This is a genomic window from Leucobacter exalbidus, from assembly GCF_017834145.1.
In the GTDB taxonomy this organism is placed as follows: Bacteria; Actinomycetota; Actinomycetes; order Actinomycetales; family Microbacteriaceae; genus Leucobacter; species Leucobacter exalbidus.
This window is the reverse complement of record NZ_JAFIDA010000001.1, coordinates 1211048-1237048: the sequence shown is the minus strand read 5'-3', so window position 1 is coordinate 1237048 and position 26001 is coordinate 1211048. Positions and strand designations below refer to the sequence as shown.

The 26001-nt window shown below is 63.3% G+C and carries 19 protein-coding genes; 10 read left to right on the top strand and 9 right to left on the bottom strand.

The window, feature by feature from the left end; all coding sequences use genetic code 11:
* Positions 1 to 36: 36 nt before the first annotated feature.
* The 4 genes from JOF28_RS05575 to JOF28_RS05560 all read right to left on the bottom strand — a co-directional run bounded on the left by JOF28_RS05575 (position 37) and on the right by JOF28_RS05560 (position 5979).
* Positions 37 to 1035 carry a C-terminal binding protein gene (locus tag JOF28_RS05575; RefSeq protein ID WP_209704870.1) on the bottom strand — a complete coding sequence of 333 codons (999 nt, stop codon included), beginning with the start codon at positions 1033 to 1035 and terminating at the stop codon, positions 37 to 39.
* 2 nt (positions 1036 to 1037) lie between these two features.
* Positions 1038 to 2645 (bottom strand): thiamine pyrophosphate-binding protein, encoded by a 1608-nt coding sequence (locus JOF28_RS05570; RefSeq protein ID WP_245190149.1) that lies wholly within the window; start codon positions 2643 to 2645, stop codon positions 1038 to 1040.
* 170 nt (positions 2646 to 2815) lie between these two features.
* The gene (locus JOF28_RS05565; RefSeq protein WP_209706819.1) at positions 2816 to 4111 is read right to left on the bottom strand and encodes an MFS transporter; all 1296 of its coding nucleotides are present in this window, start codon (positions 4109 to 4111) and stop codon (positions 2816 to 2818) included.
* A 197-nt stretch (positions 4112 to 4308) separates the two neighbouring features.
* Entirely contained in the window at positions 4309 to 5979 is a 1671-nt protein-coding gene (locus tag JOF28_RS05560) for an amidohydrolase (protein WP_209704869.1), read from the bottom strand.
* 196 nt (positions 5980 to 6175) lie between these two features.
* Between JOF28_RS05560 and JOF28_RS05555 the strand changes: the two genes are divergently transcribed.
* Positions 6176 to 7117 carry an Lrp/AsnC family transcriptional regulator gene (locus JOF28_RS05555; RefSeq protein ID WP_209704868.1) on the top strand — a complete coding sequence of 314 codons (942 nt, stop codon included), beginning with the start codon at positions 6176 to 6178 and terminating at the stop codon, positions 7115 to 7117.
* A 138-nt stretch (positions 7118 to 7255) separates the two neighbouring features.
* Here JOF28_RS05555 and JOF28_RS05550 read toward each other — a convergent pair whose 3' ends face one another.
* On the bottom strand, positions 7256 to 8608 hold the full coding sequence (locus JOF28_RS05550; RefSeq protein ID WP_209704867.1) for a cation:dicarboxylate symporter family transporter: 1353 nt from the start codon (positions 8606 to 8608) through the stop codon (positions 7256 to 7258).
* Between the two features lie 258 nt (positions 8609 to 8866).
* Here JOF28_RS05550 and JOF28_RS05545 point away from each other — a divergent pair, with 258 nt between their 5' ends.
* The 3 genes from JOF28_RS05545 to JOF28_RS05535 all read left to right on the top strand — a co-directional run bounded on the left by JOF28_RS05545 (position 8867) and on the right by JOF28_RS05535 (position 12208).
* Positions 8867 to 10150: a sensor histidine kinase gene (locus JOF28_RS05545; protein WP_209704866.1), complete on the top strand. Its 1284-nt coding sequence runs from the start codon at positions 8867 to 8869 to the stop codon at positions 10148 to 10150.
* Positions 10147 to 10881 carry a response regulator gene (locus JOF28_RS05540; RefSeq protein ID WP_209704865.1) on the top strand — a complete coding sequence of 245 codons (735 nt, stop codon included), beginning with the start codon at positions 10147 to 10149 and terminating at the stop codon, positions 10879 to 10881. The genes JOF28_RS05545 and JOF28_RS05540 overlap by 4 nt, the downstream gene beginning before the upstream one ends.
* A 178-nt stretch (positions 10882 to 11059) precedes the next feature.
* On the top strand, positions 11060 to 12208 hold the full coding sequence (locus JOF28_RS05535) for a methyltransferase (protein ID WP_342452093.1): 1149 nt from the start codon (positions 11060 to 11062) through the stop codon (positions 12206 to 12208).
* Between the two features lie 30 nt (positions 12209 to 12238).
* Here the strand turns inward: JOF28_RS05535 and JOF28_RS05530 are convergent, their stop codons facing one another.
* Together JOF28_RS05530 and JOF28_RS05525 are read right to left on the bottom strand one after the other, a co-directional pair.
* Entirely contained in the window at positions 12239 to 12694 is a 456-nt protein-coding gene (locus JOF28_RS05530) for a type II toxin-antitoxin system Phd/YefM family antitoxin (RefSeq protein WP_209704864.1), read from the bottom strand.
* An 81-nt stretch (positions 12695 to 12775) separates the two neighbouring features.
* Complete coding sequence (locus tag JOF28_RS05525; RefSeq protein WP_209704863.1) at positions 12776 to 13429, bottom strand: TetR/AcrR family transcriptional regulator; 654 nt, start codon at positions 13427 to 13429, stop codon at positions 12776 to 12778.
* Positions 13430 to 13576: 147 nt separating this feature from the next.
* Here JOF28_RS05525 and JOF28_RS05520 point away from each other — a divergent pair, with 147 nt between their 5' ends.
* The 3 genes from JOF28_RS05520 (at position 13577) to JOF28_RS05510 (ending at position 19875) form a co-directional block, all read left to right on the top strand.
* Entirely contained in the window at positions 13577 to 15898 is a 2322-nt protein-coding gene (locus tag JOF28_RS05520; RefSeq protein WP_342452092.1) for an ABC transporter permease, read from the top strand.
* Positions 15899 to 16148: 250 nt separating this feature from the next.
* Positions 16149 to 18005, top strand: coding sequence for a hypothetical protein (locus tag JOF28_RS05515; protein ID WP_209704862.1), 1857 nt, complete (start codon positions 16149 to 16151; stop codon positions 18003 to 18005).
* A gap of 31 nt (positions 18006 to 18036) precedes the next feature.
* Positions 18037 to 19875, top strand: a complete 1839-nt coding sequence (locus JOF28_RS05510; RefSeq protein WP_209704861.1) for a hypothetical protein — start codon at positions 18037 to 18039, stop codon at positions 19873 to 19875.
* Here the strand turns inward: JOF28_RS05510 and JOF28_RS05505 are convergent.
* Positions 19872 to 20816, bottom strand: a complete 945-nt coding sequence (locus JOF28_RS05505; protein ID WP_209704860.1) for a DMT family transporter — start codon at positions 20814 to 20816, stop codon at positions 19872 to 19874. The two genes, JOF28_RS05510 and JOF28_RS05505, sit on opposite strands and share 4 nt — an antisense overlap.
* A 491-nt stretch (positions 20817 to 21307) precedes the next feature.
* Here JOF28_RS05505 and JOF28_RS05500 point away from each other — a divergent pair, with 491 nt between their 5' ends.
* The 3 genes from JOF28_RS05500 to JOF28_RS05490 all read left to right on the top strand — a co-directional run bounded on the left by JOF28_RS05500 (position 21308) and on the right by JOF28_RS05490 (position 24795).
* Positions 21308 to 22786: a peptide MFS transporter gene (locus JOF28_RS05500; protein WP_209704859.1), complete on the top strand. Its 1479-nt coding sequence runs from the start codon at positions 21308 to 21310 to the stop codon at positions 22784 to 22786.
* A 388-nt stretch (positions 22787 to 23174) separates the two neighbouring features.
* Entirely contained in the window at positions 23175 to 24338 is a 1164-nt protein-coding gene (locus JOF28_RS05495) for a GTPase (RefSeq protein WP_209704858.1), read from the top strand.
* A 97-nt stretch (positions 24339 to 24435) separates the two neighbouring features.
* Positions 24436 to 24795, top strand: a complete 360-nt coding sequence (locus JOF28_RS05490; protein WP_209704857.1) for a metallopeptidase family protein — start codon at positions 24436 to 24438, stop codon at positions 24793 to 24795.
* A 104-nt stretch (positions 24796 to 24899) separates the two neighbouring features.
* Here the strand turns inward: JOF28_RS05490 and JOF28_RS05485 are convergent, their stop codons facing one another.
* Positions 24900 to 26000 carry an NAD(P)-dependent alcohol dehydrogenase gene (locus JOF28_RS05485; protein WP_209704856.1) on the bottom strand — a complete coding sequence of 367 codons (1101 nt, stop codon included), beginning with the start codon at positions 25998 to 26000 and terminating at the stop codon, positions 24900 to 24902.
* Position 26001: the final 1 nt, after the last annotated feature.

The window sequence follows — 26001 nt, the reverse complement described above, 5'->3', positions numbered from 1 at the left end:
CGGCCCCACGATTCAGCTCGCGAATCAGTGCGCGAATCAGCTCGCGATGCGCGGCTGATTAACGGGCGTATCTGGTGTGCTCGTTGCAAACCACGACACCGCGTTCTGTGCCTGAATGCGCACATACTCGATCTCGGTACGCGCCGAGAAATAGGCGATGTGTGGGGTGAGTACGACATCGCTGCGACCCAGCATCGGGTGGTCGGCGGCCGGCGGCTCGTGCTCGAGCACATCGAGCGCGGCACCCGCGAGGTGACCGGCGTCGAGCGAAGCGGCGAGCGCCTGATGGTCGATGAGTCCACCGCGCGACACGTTCACGAGCGTGGCGCCCCGTGGCATCGCCGCGAGGAACGCGGCATCGACCATGTGCTCGGTGTCGGGCGTCAGCGGCAGGTGCAGCGACAGCACGTTGGCAGCGGCGCGCACCTCGGCGAGTTCGGCCCTGCGCACCCCGAGAGATGCGAGGTCGGCCCGCACCTCAGGGGTGTCGGGCAGCATCGGGTCGTACCCCACAATGTCGCCAAAGAGTGGGCCGGCGAGGCGGGCGAGCTCGCGCCCGATTTTGCCCAGCCCAATGATGCCGAGCGTCGTCTCACTGAGACGGGGCGGGGCGGCGGGCGCCCGATCGTTCCAGGTCGCAGGTGTTGCAGACGACGTGTAGAAGTTGAGCTGGCGCACACTCGCGAGCACGAGCCCGAGGGCGTGCGTGGCGACCTCTTCGGTGGCGGCGCCCGGCACGTTCGTGACCCACACACCGTGCTCGGTGGCGGCGTCGAGATCGACGTAGTCAAACCCCATCGACATCAGCGCAATCACGCGCAGCTCGGGCAGCGCCTCGATCATCTCGCGCGTCACCGAGGCATACCCCGGCAGCAACACCTGGGCGCCCTGCGCGCCCGCGATGATCTCTTGCGGGTCGCGGGTGCCCAGCACGCGCACCTCGAAGCCGTTCGCTTCGAGCAGTTTGATGCCGGGTGTGGGGTCGGTGTCATCGACGTCGGTGTAGACGGCGATGGGGCGGGTCTGCGCGGTCATCGTTACGCTCCCAGCTGGGTGTTGAAGGTGGCCTGATCGATGTGAATCAGCTGCAGGCCGCCTGCGGCGACCGCGGCGTCAACGGCGGCGGTGAGCTCGGTGGCATTCGCGGCCCGGCGGCCGGTGCCCCCGAACGCCTCAGCGACGGCGGGCCAGTCGGGCTGCACCAGGTCGACACCGACGGGGGCGATGCCCGCGTCGACCTCGTTCTGCTTGATTTCGGCGTACCCGCCGTTGTCGACGACGATGACGGTGACGTCTTCGCGCTGCTCGACCACGGTGATGAATTCGTTCATCGAGAACATTAGGGCGCCGTCACCGGTGACTACAAATGAGGGGCGCTGGGGTGCAGCGATCTTGGCGCCGAGCGCTGCGGGCAGGCCGTAGCCGAGCGTGGCGTAGGTGGCCATGTACGGGGTGGAATTGGGGGTGGCGACCCGCAACGTGTTGAGTAGACCCCAGTACGCGATCTGCGACGAGTCGGTGGCAACAATCGCGTCGGCGGGAAGCACCGCCGCGATAACCTCGGCGAGCTCGGTGTTCGTCGCCGACAGCTCAACCGATTCTGCGCGCACGGCAGCGCGCACACCCGCGACAGCCTCAGCAGCGGCCTGCGCACCGGCGGCGATGGACTGTGCATCGATAAGCGGGGTGAGCGCCGCATCGAGTGCGCCCAGGGTGGCCGCGGCGTCGCCCACGAGACCGATGTCTGCGCGGTGGTTCTTTTCGATCTGGGTGGCGAGCAGGTCAACCCTGATCACCGTGCCCGCAGCCTCAAGCCGGTCGACCCACAGCTCAGCTTCACCGAGCTTTGACCCGACGACGAGTAGCGCATCGGCGTCTTGTGCGACGGCGCGACCAGCGGCCAAGCGCAGGCTCGAACCGACCGCGAGGGGGTGCGCCTCATCGAGGACGCCCTTCGCGTTGAGGGTGGTGACAACGGGCGCGTTCAACCGCTCTGCGAGGGCGCGCAGCTCGGCCGTGGCACCGCGTGAGCCGCCGCCCGCCAAAATGGCGGGCCGCTGGGCTGCCGCGAGGGCCGCCGCCGCCGCGGTGATCGCCGTGGCATCGGCGGGGGCGACGGGCGCTGCCGTACGAGGCGCGGTGTCACTGGCGGGCAGCTCGGTGATCTGCTCGAGCACGTCGAGGGGCACCTCGATGTAGACGGGGCGGGGGCGGGTCGTCGCGAACAGCGCGAACGCATCGTGCACGGCCGCAACGGCCTCTTCGGCGGTGCGCACGCGGCGGCCCCACTCGACGATCGCCGAGGCGGCGCCGAGCTGATCCTTCGTTTCGTGCAGCGTGCCGATATCGGCGAACTCGGCACCCACGGCGGGGCCGGGGGAAAGCAGAATCATGGGGCGCGACTCGCAGTACGCGGTGCCCGCGGCAGACAGGGCGTTCAGCAGCCCAGGCCCGCTCGTGGTGATGACGACGCCCGGCAGCCCGGTCTGCAACGACCAGCCGTCAGAGCCGTAGCCCGCGCCCTGCTCGTGCCGGGTGGTGACGGGCCTGATGCCGAGGGCGGCGAGCGGCCGGTAGAACTCGAGGTTGTGGGTGCCGGGAATACCGAACACAGTGTCGATGCCGTACCCGCGTAGGGTCTCCATGATGGCCCAGCCGGTGGTGCGCTTAGCGATGGTATCCAAGTTTTCCTCGAGTCCGTAGGTGTGGGGTGTGGGTGATCCGGCCCTCAAATAGAGCGGTGAGGGCCGGATCGAAGGGGGTGCGGCGCAGCGAGGACGCTGCGCCGCTGGCTCACTGAGCGCGAGCGGTGACGTTAGTCGTGGGTGTTGACCGCGGTGGTGTCGGTGCGGGCGTTGAACGATCCGGTGACGGGGGCGAGATCGGAGTGCTGCGGTGCGAACCTGACGCCGATGTAGGCGGCGATGGTGAGCAGACCAAAGAAGCCAACGACCGACCAGAAGTTGCCGCCGGTGATGACGAGCAGCAGCGAGGCAATCGCGGGCGAGAGGCCGCCCCACACTGCCGCGCCGAGGCCGTACGACAGCGACATCGACGTGTAACGCGACTGCGGGCGGAACATCTGCGCCATCAGTGTCGACAGCGGGGCCCAAGCACCGCTCAGCGTGATGCGAATCAAGATTACGAAGACCCAGATCAGCGCTACGTTCTTGGCCTGAATGGAGAGCACGAGCGGAATGATGACGAAGAACGACGAGAGCACACCGATGTACATCACCATCTTTGCGCCGATCTTGTCGCCGAGAGCGGCGATGGGCAGCGTGACGAGCATCTCGACGAACGAAGCGACCGTCAGCGCCCCCAAGATAATCGTGGGGTCGAGCCCAATTTCTGGGGTGTCGGCGTAGTTCTGCACGAACGTGGTGGCGATCACGTAGCCGCCCGACGACATCGCAATGATCAAGAAGCCGAGCATGATCGGGCTCCAGTTGTTCTTCAGTGCGAACAAGAGGGGAGTCGACTGCTCTTGACCCTCAACCTTTTCGGCGAACACGGGGGTCTCTTCCACCCGGTAGCGCACCCAGAACCCGACACCGATCAGCACGATGCTGAACAGGAAGGGAATGCGCCAGGCCCACGCAAGCAGCGCTTCCTGGCCGAGCAGCGACAGCGCCCAGAAGGCACCGGTCGCCATCAGGGCGCCGAGCGGGTTGCCGACCTGGGTGAAGCCACCGTAGAAGGTCTTCCACTTCGGCGGTGCGCTCTCGACGGCCATGAGGCTGGCGCCGCCCCACTCGCCACCCACGGCGAGGCCCTGCACCATGCGGCAGAGGATGAGCAGAATCGGGCCCCAGATGCCGATCTGGGCGTAGCCGGGCAGCACACCCACGAGGGTGGTGGCGACGCCCATCAAGATCAGGGTGATGGTGAGGGCGGGCTTGCGGCCGAGCTTATCGCCGACGTGACCGAAGATGATGCCACCGAGGGGGCGCATAAAGAACGCCACGGCGTAGGTGCCAAACGATGCGAGCGTCGCAAGCGCCGGATCAAGATCTTCGGGGAAGAAAATGTGGGGAAAAATGATGGCGGCTGCGGTGGCGTAGACGTAGAAGTCGTACCACTCGATGGAGGTGCCCACGAGGGCGGCCATGCCGCCCTTGAGGGCGCGTTTATGTGTGTTGGGCTGGATAGCCGTCGAAGATGACAACTGAGCTCCTTTGCTGATATCCAACGGGATGAAGCGGGAAAGGGGTGAATGCCGGGGTGAATGCGGGAGTTGACTACGGGGTGTAAACGGGTGTGCGGCTGACCCGTGGGGAAACGAGCCAGCCGCGTCAACAGCGGTGGTTAGCGGGCGAATGCCTGCTCGCCGCCGATCCAGGTCTCGGTGACCGCGACCTGAGCGAGTTCTGCCGTGGGGGTGTCATACGGATCGCGGGTGAGCACGGCGAAGTCGGCGCGCTTGCCCACCTCGAGGCTGCCGAGCTCGTCTTCACGGCCGAGGGCGCGGGCCGCCGAGATCGTGTGGGCGCGCAGAGCCGTATCGACCGACACTGCGAGATCGTCAGAGCCGAGCTGGGTGCCGCGGCGCGTGATGCGTGACACTGCCGCCTGAATGGCCTCCATCGGGCGGGGGTCAGCGACGGGGGCATCAGATGAAATCGTGACGGGCACGCCGGCCCGCTCGAACTCGCCCAGCGGGTTGAAGCGCTCGCCGGGGGTGCCAACGGCCTGCTCGACGCCCTCGCCCCAGTTGTAGTGGTGCTGGGGCTGGTTTACGGGCATGATGCCGGCGGCCGCCATGCGGGTGATCTGCTCGGGGGTGGGCAGACCGCAGTGCTCGATGCGGTGACGCGCGTCTGCGTCAGGGCGTTCGGCGAGGGCCGCCTCGATCGCCGAGATCACCATTTCGAGGGCGGTGGGCGACTGCGAGTGGGTAGCCGTCTGCAGCCCCACCCGGTGTGCCTTCGCGATCAGCTCGGTGTAGTCGCTGGGCTCGTGGTAGAGCTGGCCGGTGCGGCAGGGATCGCCGACGTAGCCGTCGGGGAAGTAAGCGGTCCAGCCGCCGAGCGTGCCATCAGAGTAGAACTTGATGCCCGCGAAACTCAAGTATTCGTTGCCGAACTGACCGTGGAGACCCATTTCGAGGGCCTCGTCGAGCAGGTGCGACAGCAGGTACATGCTGACGCGCACCTTCAGATCGCCCGACTCTGCGAGCCGCAGATACATGTCGAACTCGCGACGGCTCACCTGCGCATCACCGATCGTGGTGACGCCGCCGGCGAGGAAGTTTTCTTGGGCGGCCTGCAGCTGGCGCTTGTGCTCTTCGGGCTCGTCAGCGAGGTGGAAGTTGGGGCCGTGGTGGCCGATCTTCACACCCTCGAGGCCAGTGAGCACGTTGCACGCGGCGTCAGAAAGTTCGCCGGTGAGCTCGCCGTCGGCGTCGCGGAAGAACTCGCCGCCCTTGGGGTTGGGGGTGTCGCGGGTGACGCCGTGCAGGTCGAATGTGTAGCTGTTGACGACCCCGCCGTGACCTGACGCGTTCATCAGGTACACCTCGCGGTCGGTGGCGACCTCGTCAAGTTCGAAGCGTGTGGGGTGGCGCTGCTCTGCCAGGTTGCGCTGTTCGTAGCCGTACCCGCGAATGGGGCGACCGGCGGGCAGTGACTTCGCGGCGTTGCTGAGCAGCGCGACGATCTCGGGGATCGAGCTGGCCTGCTCGGGGCCGCAATCCACCCAGCTCATCATCTGGCCGAGCATCAGCGGGTGCGCATGGGCATCGATGAACCCGGGCACCACGGCGGTGTCCCCAAAGTCAATGACCTGGGGCGTCAGGGCGCTCACCGCGGCCGCTGCTGCGCGGCACTCGTCGATCGTGCCGATCGCTGCGATGCGGTCGCCGAGCACGAGAAACGCTTCGGCGGTTGAACCTGCATCACCGAGCGTGTGAATACGAGCGGCGGTAACGATCTTGGGCGCCGATGGGGTCGGGGCTTGGGTAAACGCGAGCTTACGCACGGGGAACTCCTTTGTCTTGAATCGCTACTGAGGCTACGCCGGATCTCTTCGGGGTGCAGCTCATAAAACGGTCAGATCGGTTCATGTTGGTGGATCTGTCGCATGAAGGCGGCAGATCATTGCTTATCGTGTGTATTTCACGCTCAACAAAGATGATTTGTTAGGCGGGAGGGGAAGCATCTGGCATGATACAAACGTGGATGATTTTGACGAAGACCTGATTCGAGCGCTGCAGCTTGACGGCCGGGCACAGTTCTCAACGCTCGCCGCTGAGCTCGGGCTACACCGCACAGTTGTCGCGCAGCGCGTGAGCGCACTGCTGGAATCGGGGGAGATCAGAATCAGAGCGGCCGTGCACCCGCGGGCCGTGGGCCTGCCCGTGCAGGTCAACCTGCAGCTGCGCATTAGCGGGCCCACCACCCCGGTGTTCGAACAGCTGCTCGAGCTGCCCAACGTAGTGTTTCTGTCGGAGACGAGCGGGTTCTCCCAAGCGGTCGTGGAGGTGTGGGCCGCGAATCTTGACGATGTGGGGCGGTCGGTGCGCGCGATCCAAGCGATCGAAGGCGTGCTTGAAACACAGCTCGCCATCTATGACCGCGTGCTGCATCGGTTGCGGCTGGGGGAGCCGCCCGCGTCTGCTGATCTCGTGTTCGACGACTTCGATATCGCACTGATGTCGCTGCTGCAGATCGACGGTCGACTCACTTTTGGTGAACTCGCCAGGCGCACGGGGCGCTCGGCGTCGGCGTGCCGGGCACGCGTGATGCGGCTGCTGAAATCACGCGTGATGCGCATCGGTGCTGTGCGCAGTCGCCGCAGCGTCACGAGCTCGATTCTCTCGGGCGTGGGCATCATGCTCACCGGGGCCGAAGCTGACCGTGGGTCGGTTGAATCGATGCTGCTGAGCATCCCCGTCATCGATTTCGCCGCGCGCACCCTGGGCAGATACGGCATGATCGCCACGGTGCCGGCGCGCTCGATGGCTGATTTCACTGAGATCGCCCGCATGATCCGGGCTCACCCCAGCGTGCACCTCGTGGAAACGTGGGTGCATGCCTTCGTGTGGCTCGAACGGTATGAATGGGATCTCGAGCGGTTGCTCTCGCGGCAGCGCACGGGCGGTGCGGCGCTGGGCTGAGGCTGTGGTGTCGGTGAGCCCTCTCGGCAACCACAAACGCCAGCGCGTGTCTGCGCGGCCGGGGCCACATCAGGCACGCGCTGGCGTGAGAGGAAAGCGTCTGCGCGAGGAGCCTGAGCACCTCGCGCATGAGGCGACTTAGACGCGCTCGGCGACGATTGCCTCTCGTCGAGCGGTCTCGGCCACCGCAGCATCGGTGAGGCCGTCGGTGCCCACCGCGGCGGTCTCGGTCGACATGCCGTCGTGGCCGTCGCCCGTCATTGTCGACTCGTCGAACGGAATCTTGCCGTCGAGCACATTGCGGGCCCGATCGCGATCGATCTCGTGGGTCCACGTGCCAATGAGCAGCGTGGCCACCGCGTTGCCGGTGAAGTTGGTGAGGGCGCGGCCCTCAGACATGAAGCGGTCGATGCCGACGATGACGCCGACGCCGTCGACGAGGTCGGGGCGGTACGCCTGCAGGCCGCCGGCGAGGGTGGCAATGCCGGCGCCGGTGACGCCTGCCGCGCCCTTCGACGCGATCATCATGAACAGCAGCAGGCCGATCTGCTCGCTGATGGTCATGGGCTGGCCCATGCCCGTCGCGATGAACAGTGACGCCATCGTGAGGTAGATGGCCGTGCCGTCGAGGTTGAACGAGTAGCCCGTGGGCACCGTGATGCCCACGACGGGCTTCGATACGCCCACGTGTTCCATCTTTGAAATCAGGCGGGGCAGCGCCGACTCAGATGACGAGGTGCCGACGATCAACAGGTACTCGCGCGCCAAGTACTTCAGCAGCTTGAAGATGTTGAGGCGGGTGACCGCGTACAGCAGGGTGCCGAGCACACCAATGATGAAGAGGAAGCAGGTGATGTAGAACGCGATCATGAGGATGCCGAGGCTCCAGATCGCAGACGCGCCAGTGCGGCCAACCACCGCAGCGATCGCACCGAATGCGCCCACCGGAGCGATCCACAAGATCATGCCGAGAATGCGGAAGACGAGGGTCTGGAGGTTCTTGACCGCGCTCAAGATGGGAGCGCCGCGATCGCCCAGGCCCTGCAAAGCGAAACCGGTGAGCAGCGCAATGAACAGCACCTGCAGCACGCTGTCACCCGTGAACGCCGAGAAGAAGGTCAGCGGAATGATGCTGAGGAGGAAGTCAGTGGTGCCCTTGGCTTCGCCCGAGGCGGCGGCGCCTTCGTAGCTTGACGCCGACATGTCGAGGCCAGCACCCGGGTGAATCAGGTTGCCCACGACGAGGCCGATCGCGAGCGCGAAGGTCGACATCGTGATGAAGTAGAGCAGCGCGAGGCCGCCGATCTTGCCGACCGTGGCGGCCTTGGCGATCGAGCCCACGCCAATCACGATGGTGCAGAAGATGATCGGTGCGATCATCATCTTGATCAGTGACACGAATGCCTTGCCGAGCGGCTCGAGCTGCATGGCAAACTCGGGCACAACCAAGCCGAGTACTGCGCCGGCAACGACGGCGAAAATGACTGACATATACAGCCATGTGTGCTTGTCCCAAGACTGCTTGTTCTTGCGCCAGTTATAGCCGGGAAGCCTAAAACTGCTGGTCAAACCTGATAACGCCACGAGTTCCTCCTGAACATCTTTGTCGTATGCGTAGCGCTATTCGTGGCGCTAATCCTCTACGCTCTAAGGTAAACGCGCGACTTTAGCTGGGTCGAGTTTTGGTCATATTGGTCTCGGGGGCTGTGGCGACTGCGATGCCTGGGCGTAACGTGGAACAATGAAGGCATGGTCAGCCGCCGCACTCGTAGTGCTTCCTCGAGTGTCTTCGTGGTCTTGCTGGCCGTGGTGGTGATTCTGGGCTTGGCCGTTGGTGGCCTGCTGACGTGGGATCGCCAGCGCGCTGAATCTCAGGTTGCTGAGCGCGTGACGCAGGGAATCGCGACCGTGGTCTCGATCTCGCCCGAGGTGCGCGCAGAGCTCGCCATCGGGCACGCAGACCCCAGCCGCTTTCCATCGGTGTCGGCACACCTGCAGGTGTATGCGCGCTCGGTGATCGAAGAAGCCAACCTGGAATACGTGACGATCATGACGCCTACGGGCACCCGCTATACCCACCGTGATGCGGTAGAGATTGGCGGCTCGTACATTGGCACGATCCCCGATACCCCGCGGGCGCACACCGAAGTATTTGGGGGCACCTTGGGCCCGTCCATTCGCACGATCGCCCCGGTGCTCGGCGAAGACGGCACGCTGATCGGATGGGTGGCCGTGGGCGTTGCGCTGAACACGGTGGGGGTCGCGATCGTGGCAGAGCTGCCGATCGTGGTGGCGATCACGCTCGCGTTCGTCGCCGCGGGTTTCGTAGGTGCCCTGGTGGGGCGCCGATTCACCCGCAATCTTACCGGTGGCCTCACCTCGGCGGCCGTGCGAGATGCAACGTCGTCGTACGAATCGATTCGTACGCTCGGCGCGGCCATTCGGTCCCAGCACCATGAGCACGGTAACCGCATGCACGCGGCGGTGGGGCTGCTCGAACTGGGGCGCACTGACGATGCCATCGCCATGCTCGCCGAAACAGGGCGACGCGAGCGCGATCTGGTGAACGCGCTTGATGTGCAGGCCACCGGCGACCCGACGATGAGCGCGCTCATGCTGGGCAAAACCGCACAGGGCAGGGAGCTCGGCATCGAGCTGCTCGCGACCATTGATCCGCTGGCCCCCAAACAGCCGCTGCGCCCCATCGACGCGGTGTCGGTGGTGGGCAACCTCATCGATAACGCGTTTGACGCGGCAGCCGACGGCGACGCCCCGCGCACGGTGCACGTAGATATTCGGGGCGATGCATCGGGGGCGCTCGTCATCGACGTCACCGACAGCGGGCAGGGGTTCACCGCCGAGTCACGCGAGCGCATGTTCGAGCAAGACTTTTCAACGAAGCCCGCGGGAACCGAGGGGCGGGGCATGGGCCTCGCCCTGATTCACCGCATTGTGGAGAACGCGGGCGGCACGATTCAACTCGACGAAGACCCTACGACGCTGCGCGTCACACTGCCGGGAGGTTCACGATGACTCATCACGAGCCCGGCACCGGCAACGAGACGCCCTCGGTGGGTCAGCCCCCGATTCGCGTGATGATGGTGGACGATGATCCGCTCATCGTTGAGCTGCATCGTTCGTATGTTGAACGCGTCGAGGGGTTCACCGTCGTGGCCGAGGCAGTGTCTGCGCGCGATGCGCTCGCGGTGCTGCTGGATCGGGAGGCGTGCGTCGATCTCTTGCTGCTCGATGTCACGATGCCTGCGGGCAGCGGCATCGACGTGCTGAAACACATTCGGGCGCGCGGCATCAATACCCACGCGATCGTGGTGAGCGGCGTGCGCGACGCCGAGGTGGTGCGCCAGGCCGTGAAGCTCGGCGTATTCCAGTACCTGTTGAAACCGTTTACCTTCGCGACGATGCGCGATCGACTCGAACAGTTTCGCGGGTTGCACGCGCACGAGGTGCAGGCCACCGGGCAGACCACGCAACACGATGTCGACTCGCTGTTTGCGGCGTTGCGCCCCAGCCACCGCGAACAGCTCACGAAGGGGCTGTCGGGGGAGACACTGAGGCTCGTAACTGACACGCTGCGAGCCAGGGGCGCGAGCTCGGCGGCAGAACTGGCCGAGGCCGCGGGGATGTCGCGGGTCGCCGCGAGGCGCTACCTCGAGCACCTGGTGTCATCGGGCAGCGTGGAGCGCGCGCCCAGGCACGGCACCCCGGGCCGCCCGCAAAGCGAGTACCGCTGGCTGGGCGAGTAGCTGCGCGGCCTCGATCCGGATCAAGATGGCTTGTAGAATGAGAGCATTCCCGCGCTTGTGGCATTCGGCCCACGCGCACCCGCGAGCTCGGCCTTGCGCCGCTACCGAACGAGGTTGATTTCCTATTTCTCAGGATCCGAAAGCTGCAGCCTCAATCGTCACCTGGGACGAAGCGGGGGTGACGAACACTGCCGCATGGTGGTCGGCCAATGATCGCCCGGCTCCCAAGATGATCGTCACGGTCGACGATCGGCTCACCGCCGACGACGCCGTGAAGTACGCCGCGCAGGGTATCTCGATGCTGTGGCTCGGTGATTTTCACAACGCCAAGCAGATTCTGGGCGCGATCGATCGTCGCGTGGCCAAGGGCGGCAGCGGCACACGCAAGCGTAAACGCACCCTCGCCGAGGCCGCCGAGGCACCTGAAACGCGGGCCGAAGAGTTCTACCGACTGCGTCAGGCGCGGGCCGGCCGGTCACGCATCATGTCGATGATTTTGGTGCCGTTGGAACGCGACGAAGACGGCACCGCCAAGCTGCCGCTGCACCGCGCGCCCAAGATCGGTGCGGTCATCGACTTCGGGTACAAAGAACAGACCTGGTCAGACGGCGGCCGCGCGATCGTGAGCCTGCAAGAGCTCATCGGTGTGCAGGGCGCGCACCAGTGGTACGTCAACGGGGTCGATGTTCCGGCGCTCGATGCGCGTATCCACCCGCACTACGGCACGTTCATGCCCACCCGTAATGAGTATGTTGACCTCGTCAACCAGGCGCCCATGGGCGACCTCGATCTGGCCTTCGATATCGGCACTGGCACCGGCGTGCTGGCCGCGTTGCTCGTAGCCCGCGGCGTGCGCGACGTGATCGGCACCGATATTCACCAGCGCTCGGTGGACTGCGCGAATGACAACTTTGCGCGCCTCGGCATGCAGAACTACGCGGTGGCGCAGGTCACCGATATGTTCCCCGAGGGGCGCGCGCCGCTCGTGGTGTGCAACCCGCCGTGGTTGCCCGGCAGCGCGACGACCACGCTCGATGCCGCGGTATACGACCCTGGCAGCAAGATGCTGCTGCAGTTTCTCGCGGGCCTGCCCGACCACCTCACCGAGTTTGGTGAGGGCTGGCTACTGCTGTCAGATCTCGCCGAGATTTTGGGGCTGCGCACCCGTCAGATGCTGCTCGATGCGATCGATCAGGCTGGCCTCGAAGTGTATGACCGCCTCGACACTTACCCGACCCACGGCCGCGCCACCGATACCACAGACGTGCTGCACGAGGCCCGCTCGCGCGAGGTCACCTCGCTGTGGCGCCTGCGCGTTAAGGAATAGCGCAGGGTCTCGATCGGGCCGGGCTGTAACCTACGGGCGCTCGGCCGAGGCCGGGTCGTTGAGCCAGTCGACGGTGCTGCCGCCCAGACCCGCCGCGATGAGCGTCGCAGATTCTTTCCAGGAGGTCAGCTCGGCGATCGCAAGGTGGGGTTGTTCGGTCGCGAAAGAAGCGCGCGCTGCGCTGACGAGATCTTGGGCGCATTGGGCGCGGTCAGATGCAGACAACGCGAGCATCCAAGGAAATCGGTCTGCCATACGATCTGCCAGAGAGCCAGCGTCACTGGTTGTCACTGCAATGAGCTGAGATGCGAACTCAAACAACTGCTGTTTGCTGTCGGCTTCTCGTTCAGACATGAGCACGAGTGACTCGGCATCTCGTCGAGTCACCACAATCGGGTGTTCCTGCGCAGCGGCGAAGACCTCCGAAGAATTTCGGCTCAGTTCAGACGACCGAAACTGCTGACGAGCAAGAAGTGGGTGTGACATGTGCCCAGGTTACATCAGAACGTGTTCTGAAGTCTAGGTTATTCCGTCCGTCGCTCTCAGGCTTGGCATGAACACTTAGCTCTAGATGTACGTCGGCGCAGCCCGCGGCACCCCACCCGCGTGTGTAACGGGTGCCGAGAGCATGCCGGCCGCGGCATCGATGAGAAAGTAGCCGACGCTCGTCCATGATCCGCGTTCGATACCGGTGTTCACCTCGGCCTCGTACTGCGCGCAAACGCCGAGCACGAGGTTGGCGATAAGGCCCGATCGTGCGCGCATCACGCTCTCGGAGATATTGCTGACGGGCATCTTCATTGACAGCGTCTGCAGGGTCTCTTCGTCGCGCAGCAACGCTTCTTTGATGATGGGTGAAGCGTCTGGTTTTGAGTGCGCCTGCATGAGAAACTGCGCACGCCAGCTGGGCTTGGGCAGTGAATCGAGCTGTTCAATCAGGGGCATCAGTCGGCACCGCACAATGTCGTGCGTGGTGGGCTCGGGGCCGAGCTCGGCAAAAAGTTGGTCACGCCGCACCGACATCACCTCGAAGTGACGCAGCACGAGCGCGCGAAAGAGTTCGTCGCGGGTACCGAAGTGGTAGGCGACGGCCGAGTGATTCGCCGTGCCAGCATGTTCGGCGATCTTGCGGTTCGAGACGGCAGCGATGCCGTGCTGTGCGAAGAGTTCTTCTGCGGCATTCATGAGCGCTTCTCGCGCCCGGTCGCTGTGTTGCGCCATGGCTTCCCTCTCGGCTTAGTGAACCAAGTCGATCATGCCAGGTAAATCACGGCAACTCGACTTTACAAATTTACGCCACGTGACTTAAACTTAAAAACCTGCGGTCAAGGGCGATCGAAATGACTATTCAGTTCGAGGAGACCCTAAGTGACCATCGCACCCCCGTCGCGCAAAGAGCTGCGCGCCCAGAAAGAGAAACCCGAGCTCACCCCAGCTCAGGTGGCTGCCAAACGGGCTAAGGCCGAGAACATCGGCCGATACGTGGCCATGTTCATCATGCCCATCATCATCGTCGGCATGATGATCACGAGCTACCTCGGCACGATGCACTCGCCCACGCCCAGAGACGTGCCGATTCTCGTCACCGGCTCAAGCGAAGCGGTTGAAACCTTCAGCGACGCCCTCGTCGAGAACGAGAAATACGCCGTCGACGTCTCCACCGTCGACTCCGCCCTCGAAGCCCGCGACGCGGTATTCAACCGCGAGGCCGTGGCGGCCGTAGCGATCGATCACGGCACAGCCACCCTTTACACCGCAGGCGGCGCCGGAGCCACCATCGGCAACACGGTCACCGCGATGGTCACCCCGATCGTGCTCGAGCAGGGGCTCACCCTCGACCTCCAAGACGTTGCCCCAATGCCTGAGAACGACATGTCGGGCCTGGGCGCCATGTTCCTCGCCACCGCCCTCGTAATGGCGGGCTACCTGCCCTTCAGCACGCTGCGCTCAAACTCGCCTGAGCTGCTCAAGTTCCGCAAGATCGTACCGCTGCTCGCGGGCTGGGCCGCGCTTATCGCCGGTCTCGTGTGGGTGATTACTGGCCCCGTGCTCGACGTAGTTGCTCTCGAACACTCGTGGGCGGTGATCGGTATCGCCTGGTTGGGTGTCTTCGCGATCAGCTGCGTGCAGCTCTTCATCACCCGCGTGGTTGGCGCCTTGGGCGTCATCGTCGGCATGTTCCTGTTGATGGTGCTCGGCATGCCCGCATCGAACATGTCGCTGTCGATGTACACGATGCCGTCGTTCTTCAGGTTCTTGCACGAGATTCTGCCGATGCCCGCCATCGGTGAGGCGATGCGCTCGGTGCTGTACTTCGACGGCGTGGGCGTCACCCCGCACCTGCTCGTGCTCGCCGTCGGCGCGGTCGTTGGCCTGCTCTCCACGAAGGCGTACGACGCCCGTGAGCGCAAAACGCACCCGCAGGGCCGCGACCTCGACATCAACATGGCCTCGCTGCACGGTGGCCCGCGCCCCAAGACCAAGTTCTGGCGCTACTTCTCACTGTTCCTGTTCCCGTTCCTGATGGTCACCATGATGATCACCTGCATGCTCGGAGCGATGCACGCCGTCGCCCCGAAGGATATGCCCGTCGCAGTGGTGGGCAGCTCGATCGAGCAGGCGCAGCAGACGATCGATGGTCTCGAAGAGAACATGGATGGCTACTTCGAGTTCACCGCCATGGACAACGCCGATGACGCCGAATCACTCGTGCAGAACCGCGACATCGTCGCAGCGTTCGTGCTGCCCTCGCAAGAGGCACCGCAGTTCACGCTCATCGGCAACCAGGCCGGTAACGGCAGCGCGTACATGGTGGCGCAGCAGGTGTTCACCCCGGTCGCAGCGGCCCAGCAGATGCCGCTTGAGATCAACAACCTGCAGGCGCTGCCCGATCGCGACAGTGCGGGCGTCGTAACGATGTACATCGCCATGGGCTGGATCCTCGCCGGCTTCATGATCGTGGTCGTCGCCGCAAACGCGCAGCCCAAGAGTCGCCCGCTCAAGCGCATGCTCCCCATCACGGCCGCGTATTCGGTCATGATGTCGGCACTGCTCTACCTCATCGCGGGCCCCATCACGGGGGCGATCTCGGGGCACTTCTTCGCCCTCTGGGGAGCCGGAGCCTTCGCGATCTTCTGCATCGCCATGTTCGCGTTGGTCTTCGAGCGCCTCATGGGCATGCTCGCGGTGCTGCCGGTCGTTGGTCTGCTGATGTTCCTCGGCGTCCCGGCCTCGAACGGCGCGTTCTCGATCTACATGGCGCCCGAGTGGTTCCGCACGCTCTACGAGCTGCTGCCTATGCCGGCCGCGGTTGAAATGGTGCGTTCGATTCTGTACTTCGATGGCGACGTCGTGGCGCACCACATGCAGGTGCTGGGCCTCTGGGGCGCAATCTCGCTCGCGATCGTGATTCTCATCGACGCGGTGAAGGGCGTGCGCACCGAGCCCGACTTCAATGGCCACTCGATGTGGGTGAAGGCGCAGACCGCGGCGATCACGGTCGTCGCCACCGACGCCCCGGCTCCCGCTGTGATCGAAGCGGGCGAGGCTATCGAGACCGCTGAAATCGTGGAGACGATCGACGCGATCGAAGCACCGACCGCTGCTCCGGATCTCGGCGCTCACGCCGCCCCGCAGCCTGCTGCTGAGCTGGCTGCAGATCTTGATCCGGATCTCGCTCCCGCGAAGTAGCCGCTATAGCGAACGTCCCGCTGCTCCAAGGTATCCCGGAGCAGCGGGATTTTTGCCTGCCTGGGTGCCGTGCTCACGCTGATGTGGAGCAACTTCCTGCGATTCATGCAGGCACGCGTATGTGTCAATACCGTACCGAAAATGGTACGGTTTTGGCATTGAAGCACGCTAGCAAGAGCTCGACGTGATCGCTGGAAATTGGCGGTTTTCAGCCATAGTGCGAGGCTTGCGCCTCGGCTACGCTGGGTGCATGGCCGCCCAGAACGACTTCTTCGAAGACCCTGAGTTTCTTGCAGCGCTGCAGAATCTCGGGGTGACAATTCAGCCAGGTATGGCGGCGGAGGCCATGGAAGAGCTCGCCCCGCTCCTCAAAGCCGACGGTATTGATTTCACAGATCCCCAAGCGAATCTGGGCGCTGACGAATTGAAGCAGGCTCTTGCCCGCGCAACAGATCAGCGCAATCTGTTTCTGTTCACCCCGGTGGGGCGAGACCGCGCAAATGCGTTGGTGTTTCTCCACATCGTCACCGAGGCATTGCAGCTCAGAACTCAGAATGTTGCAGCCAGAATGCTCGACAGGATTGAACCGGAAGCAACGGAAAGGGTGCCGGCCGGCTCACACATGATCGGGGTGAGCTTGGGGTTGCTGGACACCTGGCTCAGGGGCTCCGACGCGGCCCACGATCTCCCGTCAATTTCGGTACTTCCATGGCCGGGAAAAGCGCAGCGCATCGCTCAAGACGTTCTCGCCCTGGGGCGGAAGGGGCGAGCGTTTGACAGCCACCCGAGTTTCGTTCTGAAATGCGGTGGCGAGCAGGTGATGCACGGTGCCGTGCTCGCGGTCGCGTCGGTAGTAATTGCGGTGGCACGCAGGGACAAAGTTCCTGTGATCCAAGCTTTCGAAGGCCTCCAAGTTGCCGCAGAGCTGCTGCAGCAACCACCCATCGCGCACCGTGCGATCGATTTCAGATCGGAAGACGCGAAGGAACTGGCCCTCGACCTGAAGGGCGAGTTTGCGGATTGGTACGAAGAAGTCCAATGGGAAGATGACGACGGGCCAACCGAGAACGAGGTCAACGACATCCTTGATAGCCTCGATGAACTCGAGGCGCGCGCGTTGGCCAGGCGCCTCGACCTGCACGTACTGGGTGACTTCGTAGAATTCCTCGCAGTGGTCGACAAGATGGAACACGAACCGCTCCAACAGGGGGCATATGCGACTCTGGGATGGTACGCGCGTTTTCGCTTGCAGGACCGTATCACTGGAGACGGGTGGCCACGGGCCGTGCGACTCCTCGAATCGCGCACGATGACGGCCCAAGCACACAATCTTGACGTGCTGAAGCTGGCGAAGGCGGCTGCCGCGGAGGTGTCGCCTGAGCTGCTCCAGCAAACGATCGACCGTTCCCTGCTGATGCAGGGTACGCGTGAGCTGATTGGTTGGCTGAGCACACCTCGACAGGTGACCAAGCGTGGCGGCATTCGTCGCACAGACATTGCCTTCTGTGCTCAACTGATCGGGATCTCGGCCGAGGGAGTGGCACGTCTTCCTGACGGTGCCCGAAGCAACCCAGACCCGAGCCAAGTTATCTACGCACAGTCCATGACCGCTATTCCTGAGCTCGCGTATTGGTGGATTGCCGTACTGCGGGCCAGGGTGATGACACTCACTGCAACCCGAGCAAAACTCGGATCGATGGTTGATCGCAACGGGGAAATCTCTGCAGCGACGGCACTCGCAGTGTGCACGGCGTTTGTGGCAGAGCTCGTGGGCAACGGCCTGACCCCCGATGCGCCACTGCTCTATTCGGTGCAGAGCAGCGCAACGATCAAAAAATTGTTCCTGTGCTTGTACGAAGGGATCGACAATGCAGAACTACAGGTCGACCCCCAAGCTAATCTTACGATTGACCACACGCTGTCGTTCACTGAACTGGCGGCCGAAATAGGAGCACGCCGCAACCTTGTGACCTTTCAACGGTTGGGTGTACTCGAACTTGGCAAAGACAAGAAAATACGGGTGGCACCGGCCTTCCAGGGCGCAGTGGCACTGGGTATAGAGCAGGTGCTTGACCGCTTCATTGAACTGGTCGCACCAAACAGCTGAGCGGCCAGAGTAATTCCAGTACGCTGAATTCATGGTCGCACAGAGCAACTTTTTCGAGGATCCCGAGTTTCTTGCTGCGATGCAGAAGCACGGTGTCGTTCACCAGCCAGGTATGGCCGCGGGCATTATGGAGGAGCTCGCGCCGTTATTACTGGCCGAGGGTATCGACCTTGATGATCCGGATTCAGATCTGAGTCTCGAAGAGCTCAACGCGGCATTCGCCCGCGCCAGCGAACAACGCAACCTCACCCTCTTTACGCCCGTGGGCCGGGATCGCGTCAACGCCATGTTCTACCTGAGCAGCCTGGCCCGGGCGATCGAACTCGGCCAGCTCGACCTGACGCTTCAGATCCTCGGCAGTGTCGCCCCAGAAGAGACTGAGGATGCGCCCGCCGCCTCGCACCTGATCGGTGCGAGCATGGGGCTCATCGACACCTGGCTTTCAGGGCCTGGGGCCGATACCGCGCTTCCGGTGGTGGCTGTTCCGAAATGGCGGGGCAAGGCGCGAGGTGTCGCCCAAGACCTGCTGGTGCTCGCTCGCAAGGGCCGCGCGTTCGACAGCCTGCACAGTTTCACGGTGAAGCACGGCGGCAAACTACTGATGTATGGTGCGGCGCTCGCCGCTGTGGCGGTGGTGCTCGCGGTGGGGCGCCGCGATGGCGTCTCGGTGGCGCGGGCATTCGAGGGGCTTGAAGCGGCCAGCGAGACGCCAGGGCAGAGCCCCGTCGTGCACCGCGTGGTCGATATGCGTTCGGCCGCAGAGCAAGAAGCAGCCGCCGTTTTCAAAGCCTCATTTGCTGAGTGGTACCGCGAAAGCGACGCGCCTGAGGATGAAATCCAAGAGATGCTCGAGGACTTCGTCGAGAACGAAGACCGTGCCATCGCTCGGGGGCTGAACATTCACGACGCTCAAGACTTCACCACGATCTTCAATCTGAACACGCAGCTCGAGAGCGAAGGGCTGCGACAGCACCGCGGCTGGATGCTCGAAACCTACGCGTCTTTTCGTGCGGAAGATGCGCCTGACGACAACGCCTGGGCGGAGGCCGCGCAACTGACCGAACAGGAACACGAAACCGGGGGCGCGATTAATAATGCATCCCTGAAATGGGCGATCACTGCCGGGGATGCGATGCCGCCTGAACAGGTGCAGGTGGCCCTCGAGAGTTCGCTCCTCGCGCAGGGCACTGCTGAGCTGCTGGCGTGGTTGGAGAAGCCGCAACCCATCACCGGGTCAGGTGGGGTGCGCCGGGTCGATATTGCACGGGTGGCGCAGATGATCGGCATCCATGCCGAGGGCGTCGCAAAGGAGCCCGACCACGCTGGGTACGACCGGAGCCCGGGGCGCATCATCTACGCACGATCAATGTTTGACGTGCCGGAGCTTGATGCCTGGTGGATGGCCTTGTTGCAGGCAGGGGTGATCGATCTCACTTCAACACGGGTGAAACTCGGCCCCCAGGTGGACCTCGACGGTTCGGTGAGCCAGTCTACCTTGCTTCATGTGTGCGAGGAGTTTGTGCGCGACCTGGCCACTGCTGGGGTAGAAGACGACACACATTTTCTCTGGCTCGAGCAGAGCAGATGCACCCTTGAGAAGCTGCTCGCCTGCCTCAGCGACGGCATCGACGCGAGCGAACTGGTAATGGACGATGACGGTAAATTCGACATAGATCAGTCAGGTTCAATTGCTGAGCAGGTCGCTGAAATGGGAGCCCGCCGCAACCTCCTCACCTTCGAGCGCATGGGGCTATTGGAGCGCGGCACCGACCAACGGATGCGCGTCATGCCAGAGCTGCAAGGCGCGGTGGCTCGAGGCATTGAGAAAGCCCTCATGGGTCTACTCGGAGCGCTCCCCGAAGACGACTAAACGCCCTGCCCTGGGCCGGCCCCGGGGCTACGCTGCGAGGCGGGGGAGTTCACTGCCGGGCGGTGTCGCCAATTCGTGGTGAGTGCGACGCCCGCGAGCACCAGCACCCCGCCGATGAGCTCTTCGATCGTGAGGGGCGTGCCCAGCAGCACTGCGCCGAGCACCGTGAACACGGTGATGAGGTTCAAGAAGACGCCGGCCCGAGGTGCCGGGATCACCTGCAGGGCGGTGTTCCACAGCACATACGACACGATCGACGGGAACACAGCGATGTAGGCGAGAGCAGCCCACCCCGATGAGGAGCTCGGAAGGTCGAGCCCCGAGCCAAGCGCGAATGGGGCCAAGCCCACGGTCACGACGAGGGCCTGCGCTGCCACCGACGCAATCGGGGGCAGCTTGGGCCCGGTGCGGCCGAGGATCGTATAGGCCGTCCACGCGCAGATCGCGACGAGCATGAATAGGCTGCCCGCCGACGGCGGGTTGTCGAGAATGGTTTGCGGGGATCCGGATGTCAGAATCCACACGACACCAAAGAACGCGAGCGCGATGCCACAGACACCCCGCACGCCCACCCTGGAGCGCAGAAAGATCGCCGCAGCGACGGCAATGAGCGCGGGGTTCACCGAATTGATGAGCGACGCATTCACGGCGGAATCGGCGCCGAGCGACAGATACAGCATGATGTTGTAGATCGCGAGCCCACAGATCGCGAGCAGCACGATGCGCGGCCAATTGCGCGCGATGAGTCGCCAGTCGGGTTTCTCGACGAAGTGCGCAATCACAAACAGTGGCACGACGGCGATCGCCCAGCGCATCCACGCGAGGCTGAGCACCCCCATCTCGCCGACGGCAGCGCCGCCCAGAAGGAAGTTGCCCGCCCACGCGAGGGTGGCTCCCACGAGCGCGAGGATGCCGACCCAGGGGCGTATTGCGATATTCACTCTCACCACCGTATCGGTGATGCGCCAGCGGCCAATTCGGGCCGCCCGGCGCACGTGTCGCGGGGTAGGGGAGCGGTGCCCCATTGGCGCCTCGAAAGCCGCGATGGAGCGTGGCATTTTGCACCCCAAATTCAAGATAGAATCATAGCTTCGCCCCCGCGCGAACATCAAGATCTGGCACGCCTGGCACGGCACGTATATCGTGGCGCGCGACAGCCGCGTTCAGAGCTTGTTCGAATCGTGAACCATGCAGGCATCGCCTCAGGTTTCGCGAGATACCGGGCTGCCGCAATGACCGAGGCAGCAGGCCTGGGGGCTCTCGCCGATGAGAACCGCGAAACATCGACGATGCTTTGCGGTGCGTGAAAACGCGCACACCCGAGGGTGCGCACCGAAACACCGGTGCGCTGCCGCGCCCGCACTCACGGCACCCCGTAAGACCGCAAGACACTATCCGCTTCAATCTGAACACGAATGGCAGGTTCCCACGAATGACACAGACCCTACAGGTACCGCACGAGGTTAAGCTTTCACCGCCCGGCCGCTCAGGCCTTCCCCGCGGTGTCTGGAGCATGGCATTTACCGAGCTCTGGGAGCGCTACTCTTTTTACGGCCTGCAGGGCATTCTGGCGTTCTACCTGCTCTACTCGCTCGCTGATGGCGGGCTCGCGATCGAGCCGGCCTCTGCCGCCGGCATCGTGGGCGCATACGGCGGGGCTGTCTACCTCGCGCAGGTGCTCGGCGCCTGGCTGGGGGACCGCCTCATCGCGCCCAAGACGATGGTGCTCATCGGTGCCTTCATCATCACGGCCGGGCACATTGTGCTCTCCATCGTTCCCGGCTTCTTGGGGCTCGGCGCTGGCCTGATCTTGATCGTGCTCGGCACGGGCGCCCTGAAGACGAACATCACGTCGATCGTGGGCTTTATCGTCGAGGGGCACTCGCAGCAGCAGCGCGACGTCAGCTTCTCTTACTTCTACATGGCGATCAACATCGGCGCCGTGGTCGGCCCGCTCACCACGGGCTGGATGCAGAACGAATACGGCTTCCACTGGGGCTTTGGTCTCGCAGCGATCGGCATGGCCGGCGCACTGGTGCAGTACCTCGTCTCGATGAAGAAGCTGCCCGCGCACGCCTCTGAGATCAACAACCCGTTGCCGAAGTCGCGCTACCCGCTGGTCGCGCTCGTGGCCGTTGCCGCGGTGGCCCTCGTCATCGTGGTGACGACCACCGGGCTGCTGCGCGCAGACAACCTGGCGAAGACGACCACGACGCTCGCACTGATCGCGGCCGCCGCGTACTTCATCACGATGTGCACCTCGAAGAAGGTCACCACCGTGGAGCGCCGCCGGCTGTACGGCTACCTGCCGCTGTTCTTGTTCTCGGGCATCTACTTCGGCCTACTGTTTCAGAAGTTCACGGCCATCTCAATTCTCATCACCGAGCGCATCGATCTGCAGATCGGTGACTGGACGTTCCCCGTCGCTTGGATCACGACCGCGAGCCCGCTCGCTGCCGTACTCATCACGCCGCTGATCGCCAAGCTGTGGCACAAGCTGGGGGACAAGCAGCCCTCTCCCGTCACCAAGTTCGGTATCGGCCTGATTCAGATCGGCTGCGCCTACCTGTTCCTGCTGATCATCTCGACGGCCACGGGCAACGCATACATTCCGCTCGCGCTGATTCTGCTGTTTATGGTGATTGCCGGATCCTCTGAGGTCTTCGTTGGCCCGATCGGGTTGTCGGTGGCGACCAAGATCGGTCCGAAGTCGTTCCGCTCACAGATGGTGGGGCTGAACTTCTTGACCCTCGCGCTCGGTTCGTCGCTGTCGGGCCAGCTCGGTCAGCTGTTCACCAAGATCGAGTCGCCGCAGTACTTCATGATCGTCTCAAGCACGGGCTTTGTGCTCGGACTGCTGCTGCTTATTGGCCGCAAACCGCTCGGCAAGCTGCTGCGGTCGGGGTTGTAACTCGAACTGCTAGAAGTTGATTGAGAGTCGGTCGGCCCCTCGCGAATTACCTCGCGAGGGGCCGACCTTTTCGGTTGCGCTAATTCAAACGGCTCCCCACGAGAAGTCAGAGGTGACTGCAAAAGAAATGGCGTGATCCGGTTATCCGAGATAGTGACTTTCTGCCCAAGTAATTCGACCAGAAGTGCCGTGCAGGCTACTCCTATGAGAACTGCGATGCAGCTAGACGGCGGGAGCCGCTACCGACTTGTCCTCAGCCCGATGTAGCCTACAAGAGCACACACTTCTACCCGGTAGCCGCCAGGAACTAGGTGACGGGTAATCGAACGGGCCTCTTGCATCTGTATGATCTGAGCCCCTCTCGGAATTACAAGAAAGTAGGCCACACATGGCGCCGGAGCCCAGAGGGTCGTCAACGGATGAGCCTGAAATTACTGACCAATCCTTTCTCGACGCGAATGCCCAGGCAAAGGCGCACTATGGAAGGTTCAATCTCGCCGTAGTTGGGGGCACCGGTGTGGGCAAGTCATCCCTCGTCAACGCGGTATTCGGTCGTGATCTGGCGAAAGTTGGCAAGGGCCTCCCCGTGACGAGGGGCGTCCACTATTTTCAAGATAACTCTCTTGGAATCTGGGATTTCGAGGGATTCGAAATCGGATCACGTGAAACCCCAGCCGAGATCCTCAGGCGAAACTTGCACACGATCTCTGAACGGCCCGCCAACGAACAGGTCTCGGTAGTTTGGTATTGCGTACTGTCACAGCTCCCACGCCTCACACCCCCAGACATCGACATGATCAAAGAACTGGACGCTGCTGGTCTTCCGGTAATTCTTGTACTCACGAAGGTGGACTGGTCGAAGAACCCGGTAACCGGTAAAAGGTCAGCACCAGACGACGTTGAAGAGTTTCGTGCTTGGCTCGAAGACCCTGTCGATGAGAACGGGGCATCAATCGACATTCCTATTCAACGAGTTATTCTGACGTCGACGAGCGGAAAGCACGGAAAGGGTAAGGGGCACGGTCTCGGTGAGCTCGTCACGGAAACCCTCGCCCTATCCCCGGAAAACGAGAAGGATGCCTTTCGAATCGCGCAGAGACTCAACCTCCCGTGGAAACGGGAGATGGCGCGCCCCGTCATTGCGGCTGCCGCATCAGCAGCCGCAGCAGCCGCGGCGATCCCCGTTCCCGTCGCAGATGCCGCAATTTTGGCGCCGATCCAATTGACGATGATTGGTCGTATCTCGGCAATCTATGATCTTGAGCTCAAAACAATGCTTTCAGCGGGTGCCCTCGCGCAGATGGGAGTCCAGATCACGGGACAGGCCCTCGCGCGCAGCTTCCTCAAATTGATCCCCGGTGCAGGAAGCGTAATCGGTGCAGGCGTCGCGTTCGCGCTTACCTCTGCTACTGGGGAAGGATGGCTGAGGCTGTCCGAGCAAGTCCATACGGGCAAGCTCGACATCGACAAAATTGAAAAATCGTGGGGACAGTATGTACCAACGTTTTTCGACGTTGTACGGAAGATGACCGAGAACCGTCTCACAAAGTGATGGCGGCTGTAACTGGTCGCGACTGCGCTGACAGCTTTGTGTCGAGCCGTTCGAGAATGTTGAGCTTCGTGCTACCCCCGCATGCCAGACTGTACCCATGAAGCCAGTCACAGAAGATCAATTCATCAACCTTGTCGCCTCGCTCATGGATGAGCTGCCAGACGACTTGGCGGAGGTGCTCAACAATGTGGCAATCACTGTTGAAGATGAGCCAGAAGATGGCAACCTCAACGTGCTTGCTGTGTACCGCGGTGTACCGCTTACCTCGCGCGGCAACTTTGGCGCAGAGGCGATTCCCGACAATGTTGTGCTCTACCGTAAGTCGATGCTCGCGCATGCCCACGACGAGGAGCAGCTGAAACGTGAAGTCTGGAACACGCTCATTCGCGAGATCGGCGCACACCTCGGCATGACCGAAGCGCAATTGCATGAGCTGCACGAGGCGAACAAGCGCTAATTTCACCTGTTGTGGAAAACAATAACGAGATCGGGCGCCTCGCGATGATTCGCGAGGCGCCCGATCCGGATCTGCACAGATCTACATAGAGATCATTGCGGTCGCTAGAACAGCACGACCGGCTTGATCGTCACGCCTGACTCGCTGTCGGCGAATGCCTGGTTGATGTCGGTGAAGGCGTAGGTCTTCACGAGCTTGTCGAAGGGGAAGAGGCCCTTCTCGTGCAGCGAGATGAGCTTCGGGATGAACTCGCGGGGGACCGCGTCACCCTCGACGACCATCGAGATCTGGATGCCGCTGGTGAGCAGCGTGCCGATGTCGAATGCGGCCTCGGTGCCGAGCTTCGCAGCTCCCACGAGCACACCGTGGCCGAGGGTGGCGAGCGCCTTGGTCATCTGGCTGAAGACCGCGGGTACGCCCGTGGTGTCGAGCGCGTAGTTGACGCCCTTGCCGCCGGTGATCTCGCGGATCGCCTCGACCGCGTCAACCTCCTTGGAATTGACAACATGGGTGGCACCAAGCTCCTTCGCGAACTCGAGTCGTGAGGGCACGATGTCGACCATGATGATGGTCGTGGCGCCGCTTGCGACGGCGCCGAGCATGCCGGCGAGGCCGACTGCTCCGGTGCCGAAGACGGCTACTGACTCACCGGGGCTGGGCTGGAGCACGTTGATGACGGCGCCGGATCCGGTCATGATGCCGCAGCCGAGCGGGCCGAGCAGTTCGAGGGGCGCGTCATCGGCGACCTTTACCGCGTTGCGTGCCTTGACGTTGGTCATCGACGCGAATGACGACTGGCCGAAGAAGTTCGACGAGATGGCGGTGCCGTTGTCGTCGAACATTTTGCTGCCGTCGGTGCGGCTGCCGCCAAAGTTGAGGTCGTAGAAGTCGACGCAGTACTGGGGGTGTCCGCTGATGCAGTTTTCGCAGACGCCGCAGCTGGCGGGCGCGAGCACAACCTTGTCGCCGACCTTGAAATCAACGACGTCGGAGCCGATGGCTTCAACGACGCCCGAGCCCTCGTGGCCAAGCACCGCGGGGAGCGGGGTCGGGTACCACTGGTCGCGCACGATGGCGTCGGTGTGGCAGACGCCCGAGGCGACCATGCGCACGGTCACTTCGTCGGCGCGGGGAGCATCGAGCGTGAGCTCACGAATGTCGAGATCGGTCTTGGGGGCTGTGGCCACTGCCGCTTGGATCTTCATG

Coding starts and splice junctions, on each gene's coding strand:
- JOF28_RS05575 (WP_209704870.1), bottom strand. CDS start 1,035: ATGACCGCGCAGACCCGCCCCATCGCCGTCTACACCGACGTCGATGAC.
- JOF28_RS05570 (WP_245190149.1), bottom strand. CDS start 2,645: ATGGAGACCCTACGCGGGTACGGCATCGACACTGTGTTCGGTATTCCC.
- JOF28_RS05565 (WP_209706819.1), bottom strand. CDS start 4,111: ATGGCCGCCCTCGTGGGCACCTCCATCGAGTGGTACGACTTCTACGTC.
- JOF28_RS05550 (WP_209704867.1), bottom strand. CDS start 8,608: ATGTCAGTCATTTTCGCCGTCGTTGCCGGCGCAGTACTCGGCTTGGTT.
- JOF28_RS05545 (WP_209704866.1), top strand. CDS start 8,867: ATGGTCAGCCGCCGCACTCGTAGTGCTTCCTCGAGTGTCTTCGTGGTC.
- JOF28_RS05540 (WP_209704865.1), top strand. CDS start 10,147: ATGACTCATCACGAGCCCGGCACCGGCAACGAGACGCCCTCGGTGGGT.
- JOF28_RS05530 (WP_209704864.1), bottom strand. CDS start 12,694: ATGTCACACCCACTTCTTGCTCGTCAGCAGTTTCGGTCGTCTGAACTG.
- JOF28_RS05525 (WP_209704863.1), bottom strand. CDS start 13,429: ATGGCGCAACACAGCGACCGGGCGCGAGAAGCGCTCATGAATGCCGCA.
- JOF28_RS05515 (WP_209704862.1), top strand. CDS start 16,149: ATGGCCGCCCAGAACGACTTCTTCGAAGACCCTGAGTTTCTTGCAGCG.
- JOF28_RS05510 (WP_209704861.1), top strand. CDS start 18,037: ATGGTCGCACAGAGCAACTTTTTCGAGGATCCCGAGTTTCTTGCTGCG.
- JOF28_RS05500 (WP_209704859.1), top strand. CDS start 21,308: ATGACACAGACCCTACAGGTACCGCACGAGGTTAAGCTTTCACCGCCC.
- JOF28_RS05495 (WP_209704858.1), top strand. CDS start 23,175: ATGGCGCCGGAGCCCAGAGGGTCGTCAACGGATGAGCCTGAAATTACT.
- JOF28_RS05490 (WP_209704857.1), top strand. CDS start 24,436: ATGAAGCCAGTCACAGAAGATCAATTCATCAACCTTGTCGCCTCGCTC.
- JOF28_RS05485 (WP_209704856.1), bottom strand. CDS start 26,000: ATGAAGATCCAAGCGGCAGTGGCCACAGCCCCCAAGACCGATCTCGAC.